16 protein-coding genes and 2 tRNA genes are annotated in these 17944 nt (G+C 67.0%); 4 read left to right on the top strand and 14 right to left on the bottom strand.

Going from position 1 to position 17944, the window contains the following annotated elements; translation table 11 throughout:
* Positions 1 to 61 precede the first annotated feature (61 nt).
* Positions 62 to 1672, bottom strand: coding sequence for an ABC transporter substrate-binding protein (locus SOM10_RS04755; protein WP_320488701.1), 1611 nt, complete (start codon positions 1670 to 1672; stop codon positions 62 to 64).
* A 200-nt stretch (positions 1673 to 1872) separates the two neighbouring features.
* On the opposite strand from SOM10_RS04755, the gene valS reads away from it, so the two are divergent.
* The gene (valS, locus tag SOM10_RS04760; RefSeq protein WP_320488702.1) at positions 1873 to 4467 is read left to right on the top strand and encodes a valine--tRNA ligase; all 2595 of its coding nucleotides are present in this window, start codon (positions 1873 to 1875) and stop codon (positions 4465 to 4467) included.
* Positions 4467 to 4682: a hypothetical protein gene (locus SOM10_RS04765; protein WP_320488703.1), complete on the top strand. Its 216-nt coding sequence runs from the start codon at positions 4467 to 4469 to the stop codon at positions 4680 to 4682. The genes valS and SOM10_RS04765 overlap by 1 nt, the downstream gene beginning before the upstream one ends.
* A 65-nt stretch (positions 4683 to 4747) precedes the next feature.
* On the opposite strand, the gene SOM10_RS04770 is transcribed toward SOM10_RS04765, so the two are convergent.
* Positions 4748 to 4966: a hypothetical protein gene (locus tag SOM10_RS04770; protein ID WP_072591421.1), complete on the bottom strand. Its 219-nt coding sequence runs from the start codon at positions 4964 to 4966 to the stop codon at positions 4748 to 4750.
* Positions 4963 to 5586 (bottom strand): ArsR/SmtB family transcription factor, encoded by a 624-nt coding sequence (locus SOM10_RS04775; RefSeq protein WP_053096611.1) that lies wholly within the window; start codon positions 5584 to 5586, stop codon positions 4963 to 4965. Before SOM10_RS04775 ends, SOM10_RS04770 begins: the two co-directional genes overlap by 4 nt.
* Positions 5587 to 5741: 155 nt before the next feature.
* Between SOM10_RS04775 and SOM10_RS04780 the strand changes: the two genes are divergently transcribed.
* Positions 5742 to 7793 (top strand): M3 family metallopeptidase, encoded by a 2052-nt coding sequence (locus SOM10_RS04780; protein ID WP_320488704.1) that lies wholly within the window; start codon positions 5742 to 5744, stop codon positions 7791 to 7793.
* A gap of 22 nt (positions 7794 to 7815) precedes the next feature.
* Here the strand turns inward: SOM10_RS04780 and SOM10_RS04785 are convergent, their stop codons facing one another.
* The 11 genes from SOM10_RS04785 to SOM10_RS04835 all read right to left on the bottom strand — a co-directional run bounded on the left by SOM10_RS04785 (position 7816) and on the right by SOM10_RS04835 (position 17756).
* Positions 7816 to 8352 (bottom strand): NUDIX hydrolase, encoded by a 537-nt coding sequence (locus SOM10_RS04785; RefSeq protein ID WP_320488706.1) that lies wholly within the window; start codon positions 8350 to 8352, stop codon positions 7816 to 7818.
* Positions 8349 to 9617: an ATP-dependent Clp protease ATP-binding subunit ClpX gene (clpX, locus tag SOM10_RS04790; protein WP_053096617.1), complete on the bottom strand. Its 1269-nt coding sequence runs from the start codon at positions 9615 to 9617 to the stop codon at positions 8349 to 8351. The genes SOM10_RS04785 and clpX overlap by 4 nt, the downstream gene beginning before the upstream one ends.
* A 173-nt stretch (positions 9618 to 9790) precedes the next feature.
* Positions 9791 to 10642, bottom strand: coding sequence for an aldehyde dehydrogenase family protein (locus SOM10_RS04795; protein WP_320488709.1), 852 nt, complete (start codon positions 10640 to 10642; stop codon positions 9791 to 9793).
* Entirely contained in the window at positions 10639 to 12081 is a 1443-nt protein-coding gene (locus SOM10_RS04800) for an aldehyde dehydrogenase family protein (protein WP_320488711.1), read from the bottom strand. Before SOM10_RS04800 ends, SOM10_RS04795 begins: the two co-directional genes overlap by 4 nt.
* 10 nt (positions 12082 to 12091) lie before the next feature.
* Complete coding sequence (gene deoC / locus SOM10_RS04805) at positions 12092 to 13093, bottom strand: deoxyribose-phosphate aldolase (protein WP_187249797.1); 1002 nt, start codon at positions 13091 to 13093, stop codon at positions 12092 to 12094.
* The gene (locus SOM10_RS04810; RefSeq protein WP_056278928.1) at positions 13090 to 14025 is read right to left on the bottom strand and encodes a sugar-binding transcriptional regulator; all 936 of its coding nucleotides are present in this window, start codon (positions 14023 to 14025) and stop codon (positions 13090 to 13092) included. Before SOM10_RS04810 ends, deoC begins: the two co-directional genes overlap by 4 nt.
* Positions 14026 to 14182: 157 nt before the next feature.
* Positions 14183 to 14824 carry an ATP-dependent Clp protease proteolytic subunit gene (locus tag SOM10_RS04815; RefSeq protein WP_320488715.1) on the bottom strand — a complete coding sequence of 214 codons (642 nt, stop codon included), beginning with the start codon at positions 14822 to 14824 and terminating at the stop codon, positions 14183 to 14185.
* A gap of 20 nt (positions 14825 to 14844) precedes the next feature.
* Entirely contained in the window at positions 14845 to 15441 is a 597-nt protein-coding gene (locus SOM10_RS04820; protein WP_053096644.1) for an ATP-dependent Clp protease proteolytic subunit, read from the bottom strand.
* Positions 15442 to 15522: 81 nt separating this feature from the next.
* On the bottom strand, positions 15523 to 16032 hold the full coding sequence (locus SOM10_RS04825) for a tetratricopeptide repeat protein (RefSeq protein WP_315985294.1): 510 nt from the start codon (positions 16030 to 16032) through the stop codon (positions 15523 to 15525).
* A gap of 67 nt (positions 16033 to 16099) precedes the next feature.
* Entirely contained in the window at positions 16100 to 17620 is a 1521-nt protein-coding gene (gene tig / locus SOM10_RS04830; RefSeq protein ID WP_320488717.1) for a trigger factor, read from the bottom strand.
* 62 nt (positions 17621 to 17682) lie between these two features.
* Positions 17683 to 17756: transfer RNA gene (locus SOM10_RS04835), tRNA-Pro, on the bottom strand.
* A gap of 109 nt (positions 17757 to 17865) precedes the next feature.
* Between SOM10_RS04835 and SOM10_RS04840 the strand changes: the two genes are divergently transcribed.
* Positions 17866 to 17939, top strand: a tRNA-Gly gene (locus tag SOM10_RS04840).
* Positions 17940 to 17944 lie beyond the last annotated feature (5 nt).

The following is a 17944-nucleotide window of genomic DNA, read 5'->3' on the forward strand; positions in this document are numbered from 1 at the left end:
CGGCGCTCGCTCACGAACGATACCGCAGCGATATGCCCAAGGGTGCTCGACGGCTCAGCGGTCAGCCGACGCTCACGTCGTAGAACAGCGGACGTCCGTACAGGTCGTAGTCGAGACCGCTGACCCGCTCGCCGACGGCGGTGATCGCCGAGGGGCTGTAGAGCGGGACGATGGCCGTGTACTCCGCATTCCACTCCTGCAGCTGCGTGTAGATGCTGTTGCGCTCGTCCTGGTCGCTGGAGGCGACGGCCTGGTCGAGCAGAGCGTCGATCTCCGGATCGGTGACCTGGGAGGCGTTCTGGAACCCCTCTGTGTGCAGGTGCGCACGGAGGAAGTCGGGGTCGACGCCGGAGAATCCCCAGTCCGTCAGGTCGAAGGTCTTCGGACCGTACTGCTCGTTGTAGGCGCCGGGCTCCAGCACCTCGCGCACGACCTCGAACCCGATCCCCTTGAGATCCGACTGGATGGCGTTCGCCAGGGCGGCCCGGTCGTCCGGCACCGGGGTCCATGCGATCCACCGCGCAGACAGGCGCTTACCGTCCTTCATGCGGATGCCGTCGCTGTCGCGCTCCGTCCAGCCGGCCTCGTCGAGGAGAGCGTTCGCCGCTGCTGCATCGAAAGGCCAGCTGTCCTCGAGGGAGGCGTCGTACCCGGGAGTCGTCGAGCCGAGCACGCTCCATGCTCGTGGGAACTGCCCGAAGAAGATCTCCTCGACGGCGGCGTCGACGTCGATGCCCCGAGCGAATGCCTGGCGCACCTTCTCGTCGGCGAAGACACCGTACTTCTCGTTGAGGTACAGCGAGTACGGCAGGCCGGGGTACTCGACCGAGTCCACGGTGATGCCGTCGCCGAGATCTCCCGCGAGGTTCGGGGGGATGTTGCTCGCGAGGTCCGCCTCGCCGCTCTGCACGACGCCGGTGCGCACGGAGGCCTCCGGCTGGATCTCGACGCGCAGCGTCTCGACCTCCGCCGCATCCTCGCCGTGCGGCCCCCAGGCGTAGTCATCGTTCCGGGTGTACACCAGCTCCTGATCGGGCGTGTACTCGGTGAGCACGAACGGACCGGTGCCGACCGTGACATCGGGCCCTCCGGCCTTCAGCTGGTCGGCGGACTCCGCCAGCACGGCCGGTGAGTAGAACCCGAGCTGCGGCGTGCTGGCCGCCTGCAGGAACGGCGCGTACGGCTGGGTGAAGCTGACCGTGACGGTGTGCTCGTCGACGACCTCCGTACCCGCGTAGAAGTCTGCTCCGAGCATCGACGCCGCCTGCGCCGACTCCGTCTCGGGGTCGACGATGCGGTCGAAGTTTGCCTTGACCGCCTCGGCGTCGAAGACCTCGCCGTCGGTGAACGTCACGTCGTCACGGAGGACGAAGGTGTACTCCGTGCTGTCGTCGGAGACGGTCCACTCCTTCGCCAGCCAGGGACTGAAGGAGCCGTCGTCCTCCTGGAAGACCAGCGAGTCGAGCACTGTCCGCTGCACCATGCCGGAGACGTCGAGCTGGCTCACCTGCGGATCCATGTGCCCGGCAGAGAGGTTCGCGCCCTCGATCGACCAGACGAGCTCTCCGCCGTCGGACTCGGAGGACGGCGCGGCGCAGGAGCTGAGCAGGAGGGCGCTCACGGCGACGGTGGCACCGAGCGGGATCGCGCGGCGCAGGAAGGTGATGGGCATGCTGTTCCTCGGGAGGGAAGGCGAAGGGACGCGGACGCGTCGTTTGTTGGACTGGATCCAATTCTAGAGCGTCCTCTCCGCCCCGGCGCTGCGCGGCAGGACCGGAACTCTGCACCGCCGCGGGCGATTAGACTGTGGGACACAATCCACACTCAGGCACGCTCACACAGTGCCGCATACATCGCTCGAGGAGAACCTTCATGTCCGCTATTCCCGACAAGCCCGCACTCGAAGGTCTCGAAGCGAAGTGGGGTGAGACCTGGTCCGAGCGGGGCACGTACCTGTTCGACCGCATCCGCGCCGCGGAGTCCGGCCGCGAGGGCGTCTACTCGATCGACACTCCCCCGCCGACCGCATCCGGAAGCCTGCACATCGGGCACGTCTTCTCGTACACGCACACCGACGTCAAGGCGCGCTTCGAGCGCATGCGCGGCAAGAACGTGTTCTACCCGATGGGGTGGGACGACAACGGACTGCCCACCGAGCGCCGCGTGCAGAACTACTACGGCGTGCGGTGCGACCCGACGCTCCCCTACCAGAGCGACTTCACCCCGCCGTTCGAAGGCGGCGACAACAAGTCCAGCCGCGCTGCCGACCAGGTGCCCATCAGCCGCCGCAACTTCATCGAGCTCTGCGAACGTCTGACGATCGAGGACGAGAAGCAGTTCGAGGCGCTGTTCCGCCAGCTCGGCCTCTCGGTCGACTGGACGCAGACCTACCGCACCATCTCCGACGACACGATCCGTCAGAGCCAGCTCGCATTCCTGCGCAACCTCGAGCGCGGCGAGGCCTATCAGTCGCTCGCTCCGACGCTGTGGGACATCGACTTCCGCTCGGCGATCGCCCAGGCCGAACTCGAGGATCGCGACCAGCAGGCCGCGTACCACACCATCGACTTCCCGTTCGCCGACGGATCCGGCTCGATCACGATCGAGACCACCCGCCCCGAGCTGCTTCCCGCGTGCATCGCGATCGTGACCCATCCCGAGGGCCCGCACAAGCACCTGATCGGCACAAAGGTGCGCACGCCCTTCTTCGGCGCCGAGATCGAGATCCACGGCCACCACCTCGCACAGCCCGACAAGGGCACCGGCGCCGCGATGGTCTGCACCTTCGGCGATGTGACCGACATCATCTGGTGGCGCGAGCTGCGCACGGCGGCGGGCGACCACCTCCCGAACATGACCACGATCGGCCTCGACGGACGTTTCCTCCCGACGGCGCCGTCGATCGTCGCCGACGCCGACGCGATCGACTGGTACACCGCCGAGCTCGCGGGCAAGACGGTGTTCTCCGCGCGCAAGGCCATCGTCGAGAAGCTGCAGGAGACCGGAGACATGACGGCCGTCGGCAAGCCGTTCAACCACGCCGTGAAGTTCTTCGAGAAGGGTGACCGCCCTCTCGAGATCGTCTCGACCCGCCAGTGGTACATCCGCAACGGCGCACGCGACGCGAACCTGCGCGACGAGCTGCTCGAGCGCGGAACGCAGCTGGCGTGGCACCCGGACTTCATGCGGGTTCGCTACGAGAACTGGGTCGGAGGTCTGACCGGAGACTGGCTCGTGTCGCGTCAGCGCTTCTTCGGCGTGCCGATCCCGCTCTGGTACGGCCTCGACGAGAACGGCGAGCGCGACTACGACCGCGTGATCGCTCCCGATCACGCCAGTCTCCCCATCGACCCGACGACCGACGTGCCGGAGGGATACACCGAGGATCAGCGCGGCGTGGCCGGTGGTTTCGAGGCCGAGGCCGACATCCTCGACACCTGGGCCACCTCGTCGCTCACTCCGCAGCTCGCCGGTGGATGGCAGCGCGACGAGGAGCTGTGGCAGCTCACGGCACCGTTCGACCTGCGCCCGCAGGGACAGGACATCATCCGCACCTGGCTCTTCTCGACCATGTTGCGCTCGACCCTCGAAGACGGGCGCTCGCCGTGGCGCAACGCCGCGATCTCGGGCTTCATCGTCGACCCCGACCGCAAGAAGATGTCGAAGTCGAAGGGCAACGTCGTCACGCCGGCGGACATCCTCGAGACCCACGGATCGGATGCGGTGCGCTACTGGGCCGCCTCCAGCCGCCTGGGAATGGATGCCGCCTTCGACCCGCAGAACCCGACGCAGGTCAAGATCGGCCGCCGACTGTCGATCAAGGTGCTCAACGCGGCGAAGTTCGTGCTGTCGTTCCCGGTGCCCGAAGGCGCCCAGGTGACGCACGCCCTCGACGCCTCGATGCTGACAGGCCTCGACGCCGTGATCGCCGAGGCGACCAAGGCGTTCGAGAACTACGACCAGGCCAAGGCGCTGGAGGTCACCGAGGGGTTCTTCTGGACGTTCTGCGACGACTACCTCGAGCTCGTCAAGGAGCGCGCCTACAACCAGAACGACGTGGGCCAGGCCTCCGCGGCACTCGCACTGCGCCTGGCGCTGTCCACGCTGCTGCGCCTTCTCGCGCCGATCCTCTCGTTCGCGACCGAAGAGGTGTGGTCGTGGTTCGAAGAAGGCTCGGTCCACACCGCCGCGTGGCCGGAGCCTCTCGGCATCGACGGTGACACGGCGGTGCTGTCGGCCGCGAGTGAGGCACTGATCGGCATCCGCCGCGCCAAGACCGAGGCGAAGGCATCGCAGAAGACTCCGGTATCTCGTGCCGCGATCGCGGCGCCCGCCGCCAAGCTCGACGCACTCCGCGCCGCAGCCGAAGATCTCAAGGCCGTCGGCCGCATCGCCGACCTCGAGTTCACCGAGGCCGACGAGTTCGCGGTCACCGCGATCGAGCTCGCTCCGGTCGAGGGGGCATGATGCAGCTGGGTACGCGGTGGGCCACCGGCTCGGAGCCGCCGGCATCCGTTCCCGCCGCGCTCCGGCCGGCGATCGTCGAGGTCGAATCCCGCGGCCTCACCGGACACTGGACGCTCACATGGCTCGAGGGCCGTGCGATCGCCGAGCTCGATGCGGGCTGGGAGGTCGTGCAGACCGGGGCCGGCGACGTGATCGCCCGCCCCTTCGAGGACTGACGAATCTGATCAGAAAGCCCCCTGTCCGGAACTCCAGACAGGGGGCTTCGCTGCGTGTGGCGATGTCATCGACGCGGCAGGCCGAGCTGCGCGAGCATGTGGTCGACGGCGTGGGGATCCTGGCGTCTGGTCTGCTGCTCGCGCAGGAGATCCAGCGCGAGCGTCCGCTTCTCGGCCCGACGTTCGATGCGACGTTCCACGAAGGCCGTGAGCAGACCGGCGAGGCCGAGCAGCCTGCGCTCAGTGCGCGTCGGGGCGACGAGTCGGATGGTCGCGCTGGTCATGATTCCTCCGTCTTCGAGTCGGCGGCATCCGCGAGCACAGCACCGGAGGCCGGCAGGTCGAAGAGCTCGGTGCGCAGCGACACCCGGCGCACATCCGGCCCGGTCTGGCCGCGGAATCGCTCGACCGCGCTGTCGACCACCGCCATGAGCTCATCCTTGAGACCCGCCATCTGCGAGGGGGTCATCTCGAGCAGAGTCGTGGCGATCAACCCGGTGTCCTTCCAGCCCTCGGGCACGTCCGTGTCCGGCCGATTCACGTAGGACATCAGGGTCTCGTGGCGAAGTCGGAAGAACTCGGACGAGACGATCTGCGCCGCGGCTCGATTCGCCGGTGACATGCTCTGACTGGGACCGGGGATGTCGATGCGTCCTTCGGGAAGCTCCCACCAGCGCTCTCGGGCCGTGCCGCGGCCCTCGACCTCGTGGATGAGGTCGTGCGCCGAGAGCGTTCGCAGGTGATAGCTGGTCGACCCGGACGTCTCACCCAGCATCGAGGCGAGCGAACTCGCCGTCTGCGGCCCGTGAGTGCTGAGCAGGTCGAAGATCCTCACACGCAGCGGGTGAGCGAGGGCTTTGAGCGCCCCCGCGTCGAGGCGTCGCAACTGCAGTTCGTCTTCCATACCGTCGACGGTACTCTTGCAAAGACTTCTTTGCAAACTAATCTTTGCAAATTAAACTTTGCACGCGTCTGCGTCATACGGCCAGAGCCCGTGCCGTCACGGACGCCGCCGCCGGGAAGCGAGTCCCTGTTGCGGGTGATGGCTAGGCTCAGAGGATGACCGACGTCGCGAATCCCCTGCTTCAGCCGTCCACGCTCCCCTACGGTCTTCCCGACTTCGCTGCCATCAGGCCCGAGCACTACCTGCCGGCATTGCAGGCCGCGTTCGACGAGCACCTCCGAGAGATCGCCCGGATCACGATGGTGCGCTCGATGCCCACCTTCGAGAACACGATCGAGGCGCTGGAGCGCTCAGGAGAGCTGCTCGACCGCGTCGCGCACGCGTTCTACACCGTGACCTCGGCCGATGCGACGCCGGAGATCCAGGAGATCGACGAACAGCTCGCTCCTCTCATGGCGGCCCATCAGGATGCCATCACTCTCGACGCTGCGCTGTACTGGCGCGTCCAGCAGGTGCACTCGCACCTCGACGATCTCGAGCTCGATGATGAGCAGCGGTACCTCGTCGAACGGCACCACCGCGAGATGACCCACGCGGGCGCGGCCCTCGGCGACGAGGCGAAGAGCAGACTCACCGCCCTGAACCAGCAGCTGTCGACGCTGAACAACACCTTCGAGCGCAACCTCCTCAACGACACGAACGACCTCGCGGTGGTGTTCGACTCGCCCGAGGAGCTCGCGGGCCTCAGCAGCGGTGAGCTCTCCGCAGCGGCTCGCTCGGCGGCGGATCGCGGCCTCGACGGACGCTTCGTCATCTCCCTCCCGCTGTTCACCGGGCATCCGTACCTGGCGCAGCTCCGCGATCGCGAGTCGCGTCGCCGCATCCTGGCGGCCTCGCAGTCGCGCGCGTCGCGTTACAACGGGAACGACAATCGTCCCGTGCTCGCCGAGATCGTGCGCCTCCGCGCCGAGCGCGCGGCACTGCTCGGCTATGCCTCGCACGCCGCGTACGTGACGGCAGATGAGACGGCCGGCACGCCGGACGCGGTCGAGCGGATGCTGCGCGATCTCGCGGCGCCATCTGCACGCAACGCACGAGCCGAGAAGGAAGCCCTGCAGGCGATCGTCGACGAGACCGAGGCGACGCCCTTCGCGGTCGAGGCGCACGACTGGGCTTTCTACACGGAGAAGGTGCGGACCGCCCGATACGCGATCGACACGAGCGCGCTCCGTCCGTGGTTCGAGGCCGAGCGGGTCCTGAAGGACGGCGTGTTCTTCGCTGCGACGAAGCTCTACGGGGTGACGTTCGCAGAGCGCCGGGACCTCCGGGCCTACCACCCGGGTGCGCGTGTGTTCGAGGTGAGGGACGCGGACGGGAGCGCGGTCGGACTGTACGTGCTCGATCTCTATACCCGCGACTCGAAGCGCGGTGGCGCCTGGATGAATCCGATCGTGAGCCAGTCGCGCCTGCGCGGGACGCTGCCCGTGGTGGTCAACAACCTCAACGTGGCGCTCCCCGGAGAGGGAGAGCCCACGCTGCTCACCCTCGACGAGGTCACGACGCTCTTCCACGAGTTCGGCCACGCTCTGCATGGCCTTTTCGCCGTCGTCACCTACCCGCACTTCGCCGGAACGAACGTCTTCCGCGACTTCGTGGAGTTCCCGAGTCAGGTGAACGAGATGTGGATCCTGTGGCCCGAGGTCCTCGACAACTATGCCCGGCATCATGAGACGGGAGAGCCGCTCGACCCCGCGATCGTCGAACGACTGCGCGCGACGGAGACGTTCAACCAGGGCCACGACACGAGCGAATACCTCGCAGCCGCCTGGCTTGACCAGGCATGGCATCGCGTGAGCACGCAGACGGAGATCCTCGACGTGGCCGACTTCGAGGCCGCCGCCCTCGCCGACATCGGACTCGACGATCCTGCCGTGCCGACCCGCTACTCGTCGACCTATTTCGCACACGTCTTCTCGGGCGGATACAGCGCCGGCTACTACTCCTACATCTGGAGTGAGGTTCTCGACGCGGACACCGTCGAGTGGTTCCGCGAGAACGGCGGACTCACCCGCGAGAACGGCGACCGGTTCCGCTCCCGTCTCCTCGGCGTCGGAGGGTCCAAGGATCCGCTCGACGCCTACCGCGATTTCCGCGGGCGCGATGCAGAGATCGCACCGCTCCTGAAGCGGCGCGGACTCGAGGCGTGATCAGGTCGCACGCCACGTGACCTCAGCGGTCGAGCAGCTCCATCGCCTTGTACCAGGTGAGCTGGTGGTAGCTCTGCGCGAGGTGATCGCCGAGGCCGTCGAGAGACACGACGTGCACGGCGATCGCCTCGCTCTCATCGAGCGACTGCTCGGTGACTCGCACGCAGCCCCGCGCGAGGAAGTGATGCACCCGGTTGGTGTGGCTGCCGAAGTTGGCCCAGGTGGGACCGAGGTCGATCATCTCGTCGGGCTCGTACCCGGTCTCCTCGCGCAGCTCGCGGATCGCGGCCACTTCCGGTGACTCGCCGGCCTCCACACCGCCACCGATCGTCCCGACCGCGACGATTCCTGCACCATGGCGATACTCGTCGACGACGATCGCGTGGCCATCCCGATCGACGGCGAGCACCGAGATCCAGTCGCCGTATTCGAGCACGTAGTACGGAGCGATCGAGTGTCCTCGCTCGTCGACGCAGTCATCCGCGCGCACGCGGATCCAGCGGTCTGCATGCACCAGCTTGCTGTCGACCACCCGCCAGGGCGAGGGAGCGGAACTCACGCGCTCTTGCGCTTGCGCTCCATCACGATCGTCGGCGGAGCGCCCTCGTCGACGGCCGCCTGGGTGACGATGACCTTGGCGACGTCTTCGGCCGAGGGGATCTCGAACATGATCGGACCGAGCACGTCTTCGAGGATGGCCCGCAGTCCGCGAGCGCCGGTCTTGCGCTCGACGGCGAGGTCGGCGATCGAACGGAGCGCGCCCTCTTCGAATTCGAGCTGAACGCCGTCGAGTTCGAACATGCGCTGGTACTGCTTGACGAGTGCGTTGCGCGGACCCGTGAGGATGTCGATGAGCGCATCCTGGTCGAGCGGAGACACCGATGTCACGACCGGAAGACGACCGATGAACTCGGGAATCAGACCGAACTTGTGCAGGTCCTCCGGAAGCACCTCGCTGAACAGGTCGAGGTCCTTGCCCTTGTCGTGCAGCGGAGCACCGAAGCCGATTCCGTGCTTGCCGACGCGTGCCGACACGATGTCCTCGAGGCCCGCGAAAGCGCCCGCGACGATGAACAGCACGTTGGACGTGTCGATCTGGAGGAACTCCTGGTGCGGGTGCTTGCGCCCGCCCTGCGGGGGCACCGATGCGACCGTTCCCTCGATGATCTTCAGCAGGGCCTGCTGAACGCCCTCACCTGAGACATCGCGGGTGATCGAGGGGTTCTCCGCCTTGCGGGCGATCTTGTCGACCTCGTCGATGTAGATGATGCCCTGCTCTGCGCGCTTGACGTCGTAGTCCGCCGCCTGGATGAGCTTGAGCAGGATGTTCTCGACATCCTCGCCGACGTAGCCGGCCTCGGTGAGCGCCGTGGCGTCCGCGACAGCGAACGGCACGTTGAGCTTCTTCGCGAGGGTCTGGGCGAGGTAGGTCTTGCCGCATCCGGTCGGCCCGATGAGCAGGATGTTGCTCTTCGCGATCTCGACGCTCTCGGCCTTCTGCTCGGCCGTCTGGAGGGTGCCGTGCGCGCGGATCCGCTTGTAGTGGTTGTACACCGCGACGGCCAGTGCCTTCTTGGCTGGCTCCTGTCCGACGACGTACTCCTCGAGGAAAGAGAAGATCTCGCGCGGCTTGGGGAGTTCGAAGTCCGCCGTGCCGTCGGCGGAGGACTCGGCCATCCGCTCCTCGATGATCTCGTTGCACAGCTCGACGCACTCGTCGCAGATGTACACACCGGGTCCTGCGATGAGCTGCTGCACCTGCTTCTGGCTCTTTCCGCAGAATGAGCACTTGAACAGGTCAGCGCTTTCGCCGATACGGGCCATGCGCGTCCTCCTAGGGGGGATCCTGAGATCGTCTACTGAGCCTAACCGCTGCATCCGACACCGGGACGCATTGGCGCGGCGTCGTACATCTCGAGTCCGTATCGCCCGTCCGCGTCTGCACGACGAAGCCCGCCTCCTCGGTGCGGGGAGACGGGCTTCGTGATGCTCGAACGTCAGACGAGGCTCTTGGTGTGCCAGACGGTCTTGACCTCGGTGAAGGCGCCGATGCGCTCCGGAGACACGGTGACCGCGCCGGGAGTCAGCACGCGCTTGAGCGTCTCGGCGGCGGCGATCTGCATGTCGATCCACTCGAGATCGCCGGCACCGGCCAGATCGAGCGCATTGACGTCCTGGTGCGAGGCGAGCCAGGGCGCCATCTCGGCGGGAGACCCGGTGAGCACGTTGACGACGCCCCCGGGCACATCGCTCGTGGCGAGCACCTCAGCGAGGCTGATGGCCGACAGCGGGAACCGCTCGCTCGCGATCACGACGACCGTGTTGCCTGCGACGAGCGCAGGAGCCACGACCGAGACAAGACCGAGCAGCGCGGAGTCCTGCGGTGCGACGATCGCGACCACGCCGGTCGGCTCCGGCACCGAGATGTTGAAGTACGGACCCGAGACCGGGTTCGCGTTGCCCGCGACCTGCGCGTACTTGTCGCACCAGCCGGCGTACCAGACCCAGAGGTCGATCGCCTCGTCGACCTGCGCGGCGGCGGCGGACGTGGAGACGCCCTCCTGCGCGGCGATCTCGTCGATGAACTGCGCGCGGCGACCCTCGAGGACCTCGGCGACCCGGTACAGCACCTGCCCGCGGTTGTATGCGGTGGCGCCGGACCACCCCTTCACGGCGGCACGTGCGGCCACGACGGCGTCCCGTGCGTCCTTGCGCGAGCCCTGGGCGGCGTTCGCGAGGAATGCCCCCTTCGCCGACAGCACCTCGTAGGTGCGGCCGGACTCGCTGCGCGGGAAGGCGCCGCCGATCGCCAGCTTGTAAGTCTTCGGAACGGTCAATCGCTTGCTCATGCGGAGGCCCCCTTCAGGTATGCGGTGAGACCCTGACGTCCGCCTTCACGGCCGTATCCGGACTCCTTGTAGCCGCCGAACGGACTCGACGGGTCGAATCGGTTGAACGTGTTCGCCCAGATGACACCGGCACGCAGACGGTCGGCGACCGCGAGGATGCGCGAGCCCTTGTCCGACCAGATGCCGGCGGAGAGGCCGTACGGCGTGTTGTTCGCCTTGGCGATCGCCTCGGCCGGCGTACGGAACGTCAGCACCGACAGGACGGGGCCGAAGACCTCGTCGCGGGCGATGCGATGCGACGCCTCGACACCGGTGAAGATCGTCGGAGCGAACCAGAACCCCTTGTCGGGGATCGCGCAGTCCGCGGTCCAGCGCTCTGCGCCCTCGGCCTCGCCGATGTCGCTCAGCTCACGGATGCGGGCGAGCTGTGCCGCCGAGTTGATCGCGCCGATGTCGGTGTTCTTGTCGAGCGGGTCGCCGAGGCGCAGCGTCGACAGGCGGCTCTTCAGGCGATCGATGACCTCGTCATGGATCGACTCCTGCACGAGCAGTCGGCTTCCGGCGCAGCACACATGCCCCTGATTGAAGAAGATGCCGTTCACGATGCCCTCGACGGCCTGGTCGATCGGCGCATCATCGAACACGATGTTGGCGGCCTTGCCGCCGAGCTCGAGCGTGACCTTCTTGTCGGTCCCCGCGACGGCCCGTGCGATGTCGCGGCCGACACCGGTCGAACCCGTGAAGGCGACCTTGTCGACGTCGGGGTGACGCACGAGCGAGGCCCCCGTGGAACCGGCACCCGTGATGATGTTGACGACACCGGCCGGCAGATCCGCCTGCTGCAGGATCTCTGCGAAGATCAGCGCCGTCAGCGGCGTGGTCTCCGCAGGCTTGAGCACCACGGTGTTGCCTGCCGCCAGAGCAGGAGCGAGCTTCCACGCGAGCATCAGCAGCGGGAAGTTCCAGGGGATGATCTGCCCGGCCACGCCGAGCGCACGCGGGTTGGCGCCGAGTCCGGCGTAGTCGAGCTTGTCAGCCCACCCCGCGTAGTAGAAGAACCAGGAGGCGACGAGAGGCACGTCGACATCGCGGCTCTCCTTGATCGGCTTCCCGTTGTCGAGGCTCTCGGCGACCGCGAGCTCGCGAGCCCGCTCCTGCACGAGACGTGCGATGCGGAAGAGGTACTTGCCGCGATCGCGGCCGCTCATCTTCGACCAGGTCTTCTCGTAGGCGCGACGCGCGGCGGCGACCGCCCGGTCGACGTCCGCGTCGCTCGCCGAGGCGATCTCGGCGATGTGGCTCTCGTCAGCCGGCGAGATCGTCGCGAAGCTCGAGCCCGATCCGTCGACGAACTCGCCGTCGATGAACAGTCCGTAGCTGTCCTTGAGGTTGAGTACTGCTTTCGACTCCGGTGCCGGAGCGTATTCCAGGAATGACATATGCGGGCTCCTAGTCGATCGTGACGTAGTCGGGGCCGGAGTAGTGGCCGGTGGTGAGCTTCTGGCGCTGCAGCAGCACGTCGTTCAGCAGGCTCGAGGCACCGAAGCGGAACAGGTGCGGCTGGAGCCATTCCTCCCCCACGGTCTCGGCGACCGTCACGAGGTACTTCACCGCATCCTTCGACGCGCGGATCCCGCCGGCGGGCTTGACGCCGATGCGCTCTCCCGTACCCCGGTGCCAGTCGCGCACCGTTTCGAGCATGAGCAGCGTCGTCGGCAGCGTCGCCGCCGGCTGCACCTTCCCGGTGGAGGTCTTGATGAAGTCGCCACCGGCGAGGATGCCGAGCCACGATGCGCGCTTGATGTTGTCGTAGGTGTTGAGCTCGCCGGTCTCGAGGATCACCTTGAGCGAGGCGTATGAACCGTCGGCACGACGGCATGCCTCTTTCACCTGGGCGATCTGGTCGTACACGAGTCCGTATCGGCCCGAGAGGAACGCTCCTCGGTCGATGACCATGTCGATCTCGTCGGCGCCGGCCGCGACCGCTTCGGCGGTGTCGGCCAGCTTGATGGCCAGCGAGGAACGTCCGCTGGGGAACGCGGTGGCGACCGCGGCGACCGAGATGAGTCCCTCGTCCGGATCGCCGTGCAGAGCTCCGAGCGCCTCGACGGCGTCGCCGACCATGTCGCCGTACACGCAGACGGCGGCGACCCGGGGGGTCGTCGGGTCGGCGGCATCCGGATTCTTCGCCTTGGCGACCAGCGAGCGCACCTTGCCCGGCGTGTCGGAGCCTTCGAGGGTGGTGAGGTCGATCAGCTTGATGATCGTGTCGAGTGCCCAGGCCTTCGACGTGGTCTTGATCGAACGCGTGCCGAGTGCGGCCGCGCGCTGCTCCAGGCCGACGGCGTCGACCCCCGGGAGTCCGTGCAGGAACCGGCGGAGCGTGGCGTCATCCGGCTCACCGCCGAGAACGTCCACCGCCGATCTGCGGCTGAGTTCTTGGGTCGTCATCGTTCCTCCAACAATGCTCGTGCTGTGGTCTCATCTGTCACCAGAACGCTGCACAGGCCGCTGGTCACGACTGTGCGCGCGATGTCATGCTTGGCGTCACCGGCGGTGACGAAGATCGAGCGCTTCGCGGCGCGCAGGCGCCCGAGGTCGACTCCGACCGTCCGGGCGTCGAGCTGCGGGTCGACGATGTTGCCGTCGGCGTCGATGTACCGTCCGAGGACGTCGCCCACGGCACCACGGCGCGCGAGCTCTTCGACATCGGATGCCGAGAGGTAGCCGTTCTCGACATGCGCGGAGGTCGCATCGCAGGGCCCCGCGGTGAACAGGAACGCCTGCGCCTCGGCCGCTTCGACGAGGACGGCCGCGACGGTGCGGTCGGCTTCGATCGCCTGCTTGGTCTCGACGCGTTCGAGGATCGCCGGGCTCGGCAGGAGGGAGACGTGTCCGGATGCACGCTGGGCGATGGTGACGGCGAGGCCCGCGGCTCCGCCCGAACGGCGGTTGAGGCTCACTCCCCCGTTGAGCTGCACGACGGTGACGCCGGTCGCCCATCCTTCGGGCAGCGACTCTGCGACGGCGCGCAACGTACGCCCCCAGCTGACGCCTAGCGTGCGGGGCACCGGCCGCATCGCAGTGAGGTAGTCGGCCGCGGCCTGGGCGACCCGCTCGAGGGTCCCGTCATCGCCGTCCGGGGAGGGAACGACGACGGCAGCCGTGAGGCCATGGCGTTCGACGAGCTGGCGCTCGAGTCCGAGTCGGCGCGCACGCGGGTGCACGATCTCGATGCGGACGATGCCACGTTCTCTGGCCTGTGTGAGAAGGCGCCCCACCTTCCAGCGGGACAGCTTGAGGAGGGCGCCGATCTCGTCCTGCGTCTTGTCCTCGTCGTAGTACAGCTCGGCGACGCGGACCATGATCAGTTCTTCTTCCATGGCATCCTCCTTCCGTCTCCAGCATACGTCCGTGGCACCGTTCGCGCACCTTGATGCTCATATGAGCATTGACGCTTCCAGTGGTCGCACATTCGCCGGAGACGACGAAAGGACGCCGACCCTGAAGGGCCGACGTCCTCTCACCATGGAGATGCGATCACATGCGCTTGCGCGAGGTGAGCACCTGGTCGACGATGCCGTAGTCCAGCGCCTCAGCGGCGGACAGGATCTTGTCACGGTCGATGTCGCGGTTGACCTGCTCAACCGACCTGCCCGTGTGACGAGCCATGGTCTCCTCGAGCCAGGTGCGCATGCGCAGGATCTCGGCCGCCTGGATCTCGATGTCGGATGCCTGCCCGTGCCCCGCCTCGCCCATCGCCGGCTGGTGCATGAGCACACGGGCGTTGGGCAGAGCCAGGCGCTTGCCGGGGTGACCGCCTGCGAGCAGCACCGATGCGGCCGAAGCCGCCTGGCCGAGCACCACGGTCTGGATCTGCGGCGCGACGTACTGCATCGTGTCGTAGATCGCCGTCATCGCGGTGAACGAACCACCGGGCGAGTTGATGTACATGGTGATGTCACGCTCCGAGTCCTGGCTCTCGAGAACGAGCAGCTGCGCCATCACGTCGTCGGCCGACGCATCGTCGACCTGGACGCCGAGGAAGATCACTCGATCTTCGAACAGCTTGTTGTAGGGGTCCTGGCGCTTGAAGCCGTATGCCGTGCGCTCCTCGAACTGAGGAAGCACGTAGCGGCTGGAGGGCAGATCGCCGGCAGAGCGGAAGGTGGGTGCGTACATGAGAGTCCTTTCGCTTTCCGTTACTTGATGTCCTGGTCGGTTCCGCCGCCACCGATGACGTCGGTGGCCGAGTCGCGGATGTGATCGACGAAGCCGTACTCGAGCGCCTCGTCGGCGGTGAACCAGCGGTCGCGGTCACCGTCTTCGTTGATCTGCTCGACCGACTTGCCGGTCTGCGCCGCGGTGATCTCGGCGAGGCGGTTCTTCATCGAGGTGATCAGCTGCGCCTGCGTCTGGATGTCGCTCGACGTTCCGCCGAAGCCACCGTGCGGCTGGTGCAGCAGCACGCGGGCGTTGGGCGTGATGTAGCGCTTGCCCTTCGTGCCCGCGGTCAGCAGCAGCTGACCCATCGATGCGGCCATGCCGATGCCCACGGTGACGATGTCGTTCGGGACGAACTGCATCGTGTCGTAGATCGCCATGCCCGCGGTGATCGATCCACCGGGCGAGTTGATGTAGAGGTAGATGTCCTTCTCGGAGTCCTCTGCGGCGAGAAGGAGGATCTTCGCGCAGATCTCGTTCGCATTGTCGTCGCGCACCTCCGATCCCAGCCAGATGATGCGGTCTTTCAACAGTCGGTCGAAGACGCTCGTAGCGAGGAGGGGTTCTGCAGCCATGTCAGCTCCTGATTCCGTGTTTCAGTGATTCGAATCTACCGGCGACAACGCAGCGCTCAGGCCGTGTTCGCCGTCGGCATATCAGGCGTCGAGTTCCGCGATCTCGTGTGCGTACGCGGTCATCGAGCGGTGGTACCGCGGCAGGTGCGGCACGAGTGCGAGGAGAGCGACCGACAGGCCCCGCGCCGGGCGTCCGGAACTCGCCAGGATCAGCGCGTGGACCGTCGCCACGGCATCCCGGTAGGGGCCGTCCGCCGAGAGCTCCTCCTCCGCACGGATGACGGCGAGGGCATCGTCGTACTCGCCCAGATTGCGCAGTGAACTCGCCAGCTGGATCACGCACTGCGGGCGGTGCTCGTCGTCGAGACCCAGTGCGAGCGCACGCCGGTAGAGTTCGACTGCCTCGGCGGGGCGGCCGGCCGAATCACGTGCCCCGGCGCGCTCGAACTCCGCGCGGGCGTCATCGACGCCGCGCTCGGCGGCCAGCGCGTCGATCCGGGCGATCGTCTGGTCTCCGACCTCTTCGCCGGACGCGTCGTCCCACACCTCGTCGATGCGTTCGTCCCAGGTCTTCATGGTCTCCTCGTTCATCTGCTCTCCCCGCTGACGCGAAAGGGGCGGATGCCGCAGCATCCGCCCCTCATGAGATCGTGTCCGATCACTCCGCCTTGTCGGCAGCCTTCTTGGCCGGAGCCTTCTTGGCTGCGGGCTTCTTCGCGGCGGGCTTCTCAGCGGCCTCCGCGTCGTCGGCCTTCTTCGCGGGCGCCTTCTTCGCAGCGGGCTTCTTCGCGGCCGGCTTCTCAGCGGTGTCGGCGTCGTCGGCCTTCTTCGCGGCAGCCTTCTTCGCGGGAGCCTTCTTGGCCGGCTTCTCGTCGGCAGCCGTCTCGGACTCGGCCTCGTCGTCGGTCACGACGAAGTCGGACAGATCGACGGGCTTGCCGTTCGTGTCGACGACCTTGACCTTGCCCAGGGCGATCGCGAGGGCCTTGTTGCGGGCGACCTCTCCGACGAGCGCCGGAAGCTGGTTCGACGACTGCAGAGCCTCGACGAACTCCTGGGGAGCCATGCCGTACTGCGAGGCGGACTGGATGAGGTACTGCGAGAGCTCCTCCTGCGAGACCTGCACGTCAGCCTGCTCGGCGATCGTGTCGAGCAGAACCTGCGTGCGGAACTGCTTCTCGCTGGCCTCGGTGACCTCGGCGCGGTGCACGTCGTCCTCGAGGCGGTTCTCACCCTCGAGGTGGTTGTGCACCTCGTCCTCGATGAGCTTCGGCGGCACGGGGATCTCGATCTGCTCGAGCAGCGTCTCGACGAGCTTGTCGCGAGCCGCGGAACCCTGAGTGAAGACGCCCTGCTGCGAGACGCGCTCGGCGAGGCTCGCGCGGAGCTCGGCGATCGTGTCGAACTCGCTCGCGATCTGCGCGAAGTCGTCATCGGCCTCGGGGAGCTCGCGCTCCTTGACCGCCTTGACGGTGACGGAGACCTCAGCCTCGGAGCCGGCGTGGTCGCCGCCCACGAGCGCAGAGCGGAACGTGGTGTCCTCACCGGCGGTGAGGGATTCGATCGCGTCGTCGATGCCCTCGAGCAGCTCACCCGAGCCGACCTCGTAGGAGACGCCCTCGGCGCGGTCGATCTCCGCACCGTCGATCGTGGCGACCAGGTCGAGCTCGACGAAGTCGCCCTTCGCGGCGGGACGGTCGACGGGAACGAGCGTTCCGAAGCGCGCGCGCAGGTTCTCGAGCTCTGCGTCGAGCGCGGCGTCATCGGCCTCGACGGCGTCGACCGTCAGGGTGATGCCGTCGAATGCCGGGACCTCGATCTCGGGACGCACGTCCACCTCGATGTCGACCAGGAGGTCGCCCGAGAAGTCCTTCTCGTTCGGCCACTGGGTGATGTCGGCGGCCGGACGTCCGACGACGCGGAGCTTGTGCTCGACGGTCGCGTCGCGGAAGAACTTGTCGAGGCCCTCGTTGACCGCGTGCTCGATGACCGCGCCACGACCGATGCGCTGATCGATGATCGGAGCGGGGACCTTGCCCTTGCGGAAGCCGGGGATCTGGACGTCCTGAGCGATGTGCTCGTAGGCGTGCGCGATGCTGGGCTTGAGGTCGTCAGGGGTGACCGTGATGCTGAGCTTGACCCGGGTCGGGGTCAGCTTCTCGACGGTGCTGTTCGCCATTCTGGTGTGCTCTCCTTGTGATTTCCGCGCTGAATCGCGGCTGTCAGGCCGTTGAAGCCATGTCGGGGCGACAGGAGTTGAACCTGCGACCTCCCGCTCCCAAAGCGGGCGCTCTACCAAACTGAGCTACGCCCCGGGGAATCCGCATGCAGATTCAGCCCCACCGAGTCTAACGGACACGAGCACCTCCGTCAGTCCGCTATGATCGATGAGTCGGCACAGTCCTCCCGGATGCAGCTGACAACGGGGCTGTAGCTTAGTGGTAAAGCCTCTGTCTTCCAAACAGATGATGCGAGTTCGATTCTCGTCAGCCCCTCCACTCGA

The sequence above is a fragment of the Microbacterium sp. CFBP9023 genome (assembly GCF_034045055.1).
GTDB lineage: Bacteria > Actinomycetota > Actinomycetes > Actinomycetales > Microbacteriaceae > Microbacterium.

Coding starts and splice junctions, on each gene's coding strand:
- SOM10_RS04755 (WP_320488701.1), bottom strand. CDS start 1,672: ATGCCCATCACCTTCCTGCGCCGCGCGATCCCGCTCGGTGCCACCGTC.
- valS (WP_320488702.1), top strand. CDS start 1,873: ATGTCCGCTATTCCCGACAAGCCCGCACTCGAAGGTCTCGAAGCGAAG.
- SOM10_RS04765 (WP_320488703.1), top strand. CDS start 4,467: ATGCAGCTGGGTACGCGGTGGGCCACCGGCTCGGAGCCGCCGGCATCC.
- SOM10_RS04770 (WP_072591421.1), bottom strand. CDS start 4,966: ATGACCAGCGCGACCATCCGACTCGTCGCCCCGACGCGCACTGAGCGC.
- SOM10_RS04775 (WP_053096611.1), bottom strand. CDS start 5,586: ATGGAAGACGAACTGCAGTTGCGACGCCTCGACGCGGGGGCGCTCAAA.
- SOM10_RS04780 (WP_320488704.1), top strand. CDS start 5,742: ATGACCGACGTCGCGAATCCCCTGCTTCAGCCGTCCACGCTCCCCTAC.
- clpX (WP_053096617.1), bottom strand. CDS start 9,617: ATGGCCCGTATCGGCGAAAGCGCTGACCTGTTCAAGTGCTCATTCTGC.
- SOM10_RS04795 (WP_320488709.1), bottom strand. CDS start 10,642: ATGAGCAAGCGATTGACCGTTCCGAAGACTTACAAGCTGGCGATCGGC.
- SOM10_RS04800 (WP_320488711.1), bottom strand. CDS start 12,081: ATGTCATTCCTGGAATACGCTCCGGCACCGGAGTCGAAAGCAGTACTC.
- deoC (WP_187249797.1), bottom strand. CDS start 13,093: ATGACGACCCAAGAACTCAGCCGCAGATCGGCGGTGGACGTTCTCGGC.
- SOM10_RS04810 (WP_056278928.1), bottom strand. CDS start 14,025: ATGGAAGAAGAACTGATCATGGTCCGCGTCGCCGAGCTGTACTACGAC.
- SOM10_RS04815 (WP_320488715.1), bottom strand. CDS start 14,824: ATGTACGCACCCACCTTCCGCTCTGCCGGCGATCTGCCCTCCAGCCGC.
- SOM10_RS04820 (WP_053096644.1), bottom strand. CDS start 15,441: ATGGCTGCAGAACCCCTCCTCGCTACGAGCGTCTTCGACCGACTGTTG.
- SOM10_RS04825 (WP_315985294.1), bottom strand. CDS start 16,032: ATGAACGAGGAGACCATGAAGACCTGGGACGAACGCATCGACGAGGTG.
- tig (WP_320488717.1), bottom strand. CDS start 17,620: ATGGCGAACAGCACCGTCGAGAAGCTGACCCCGACCCGGGTCAAGCTC.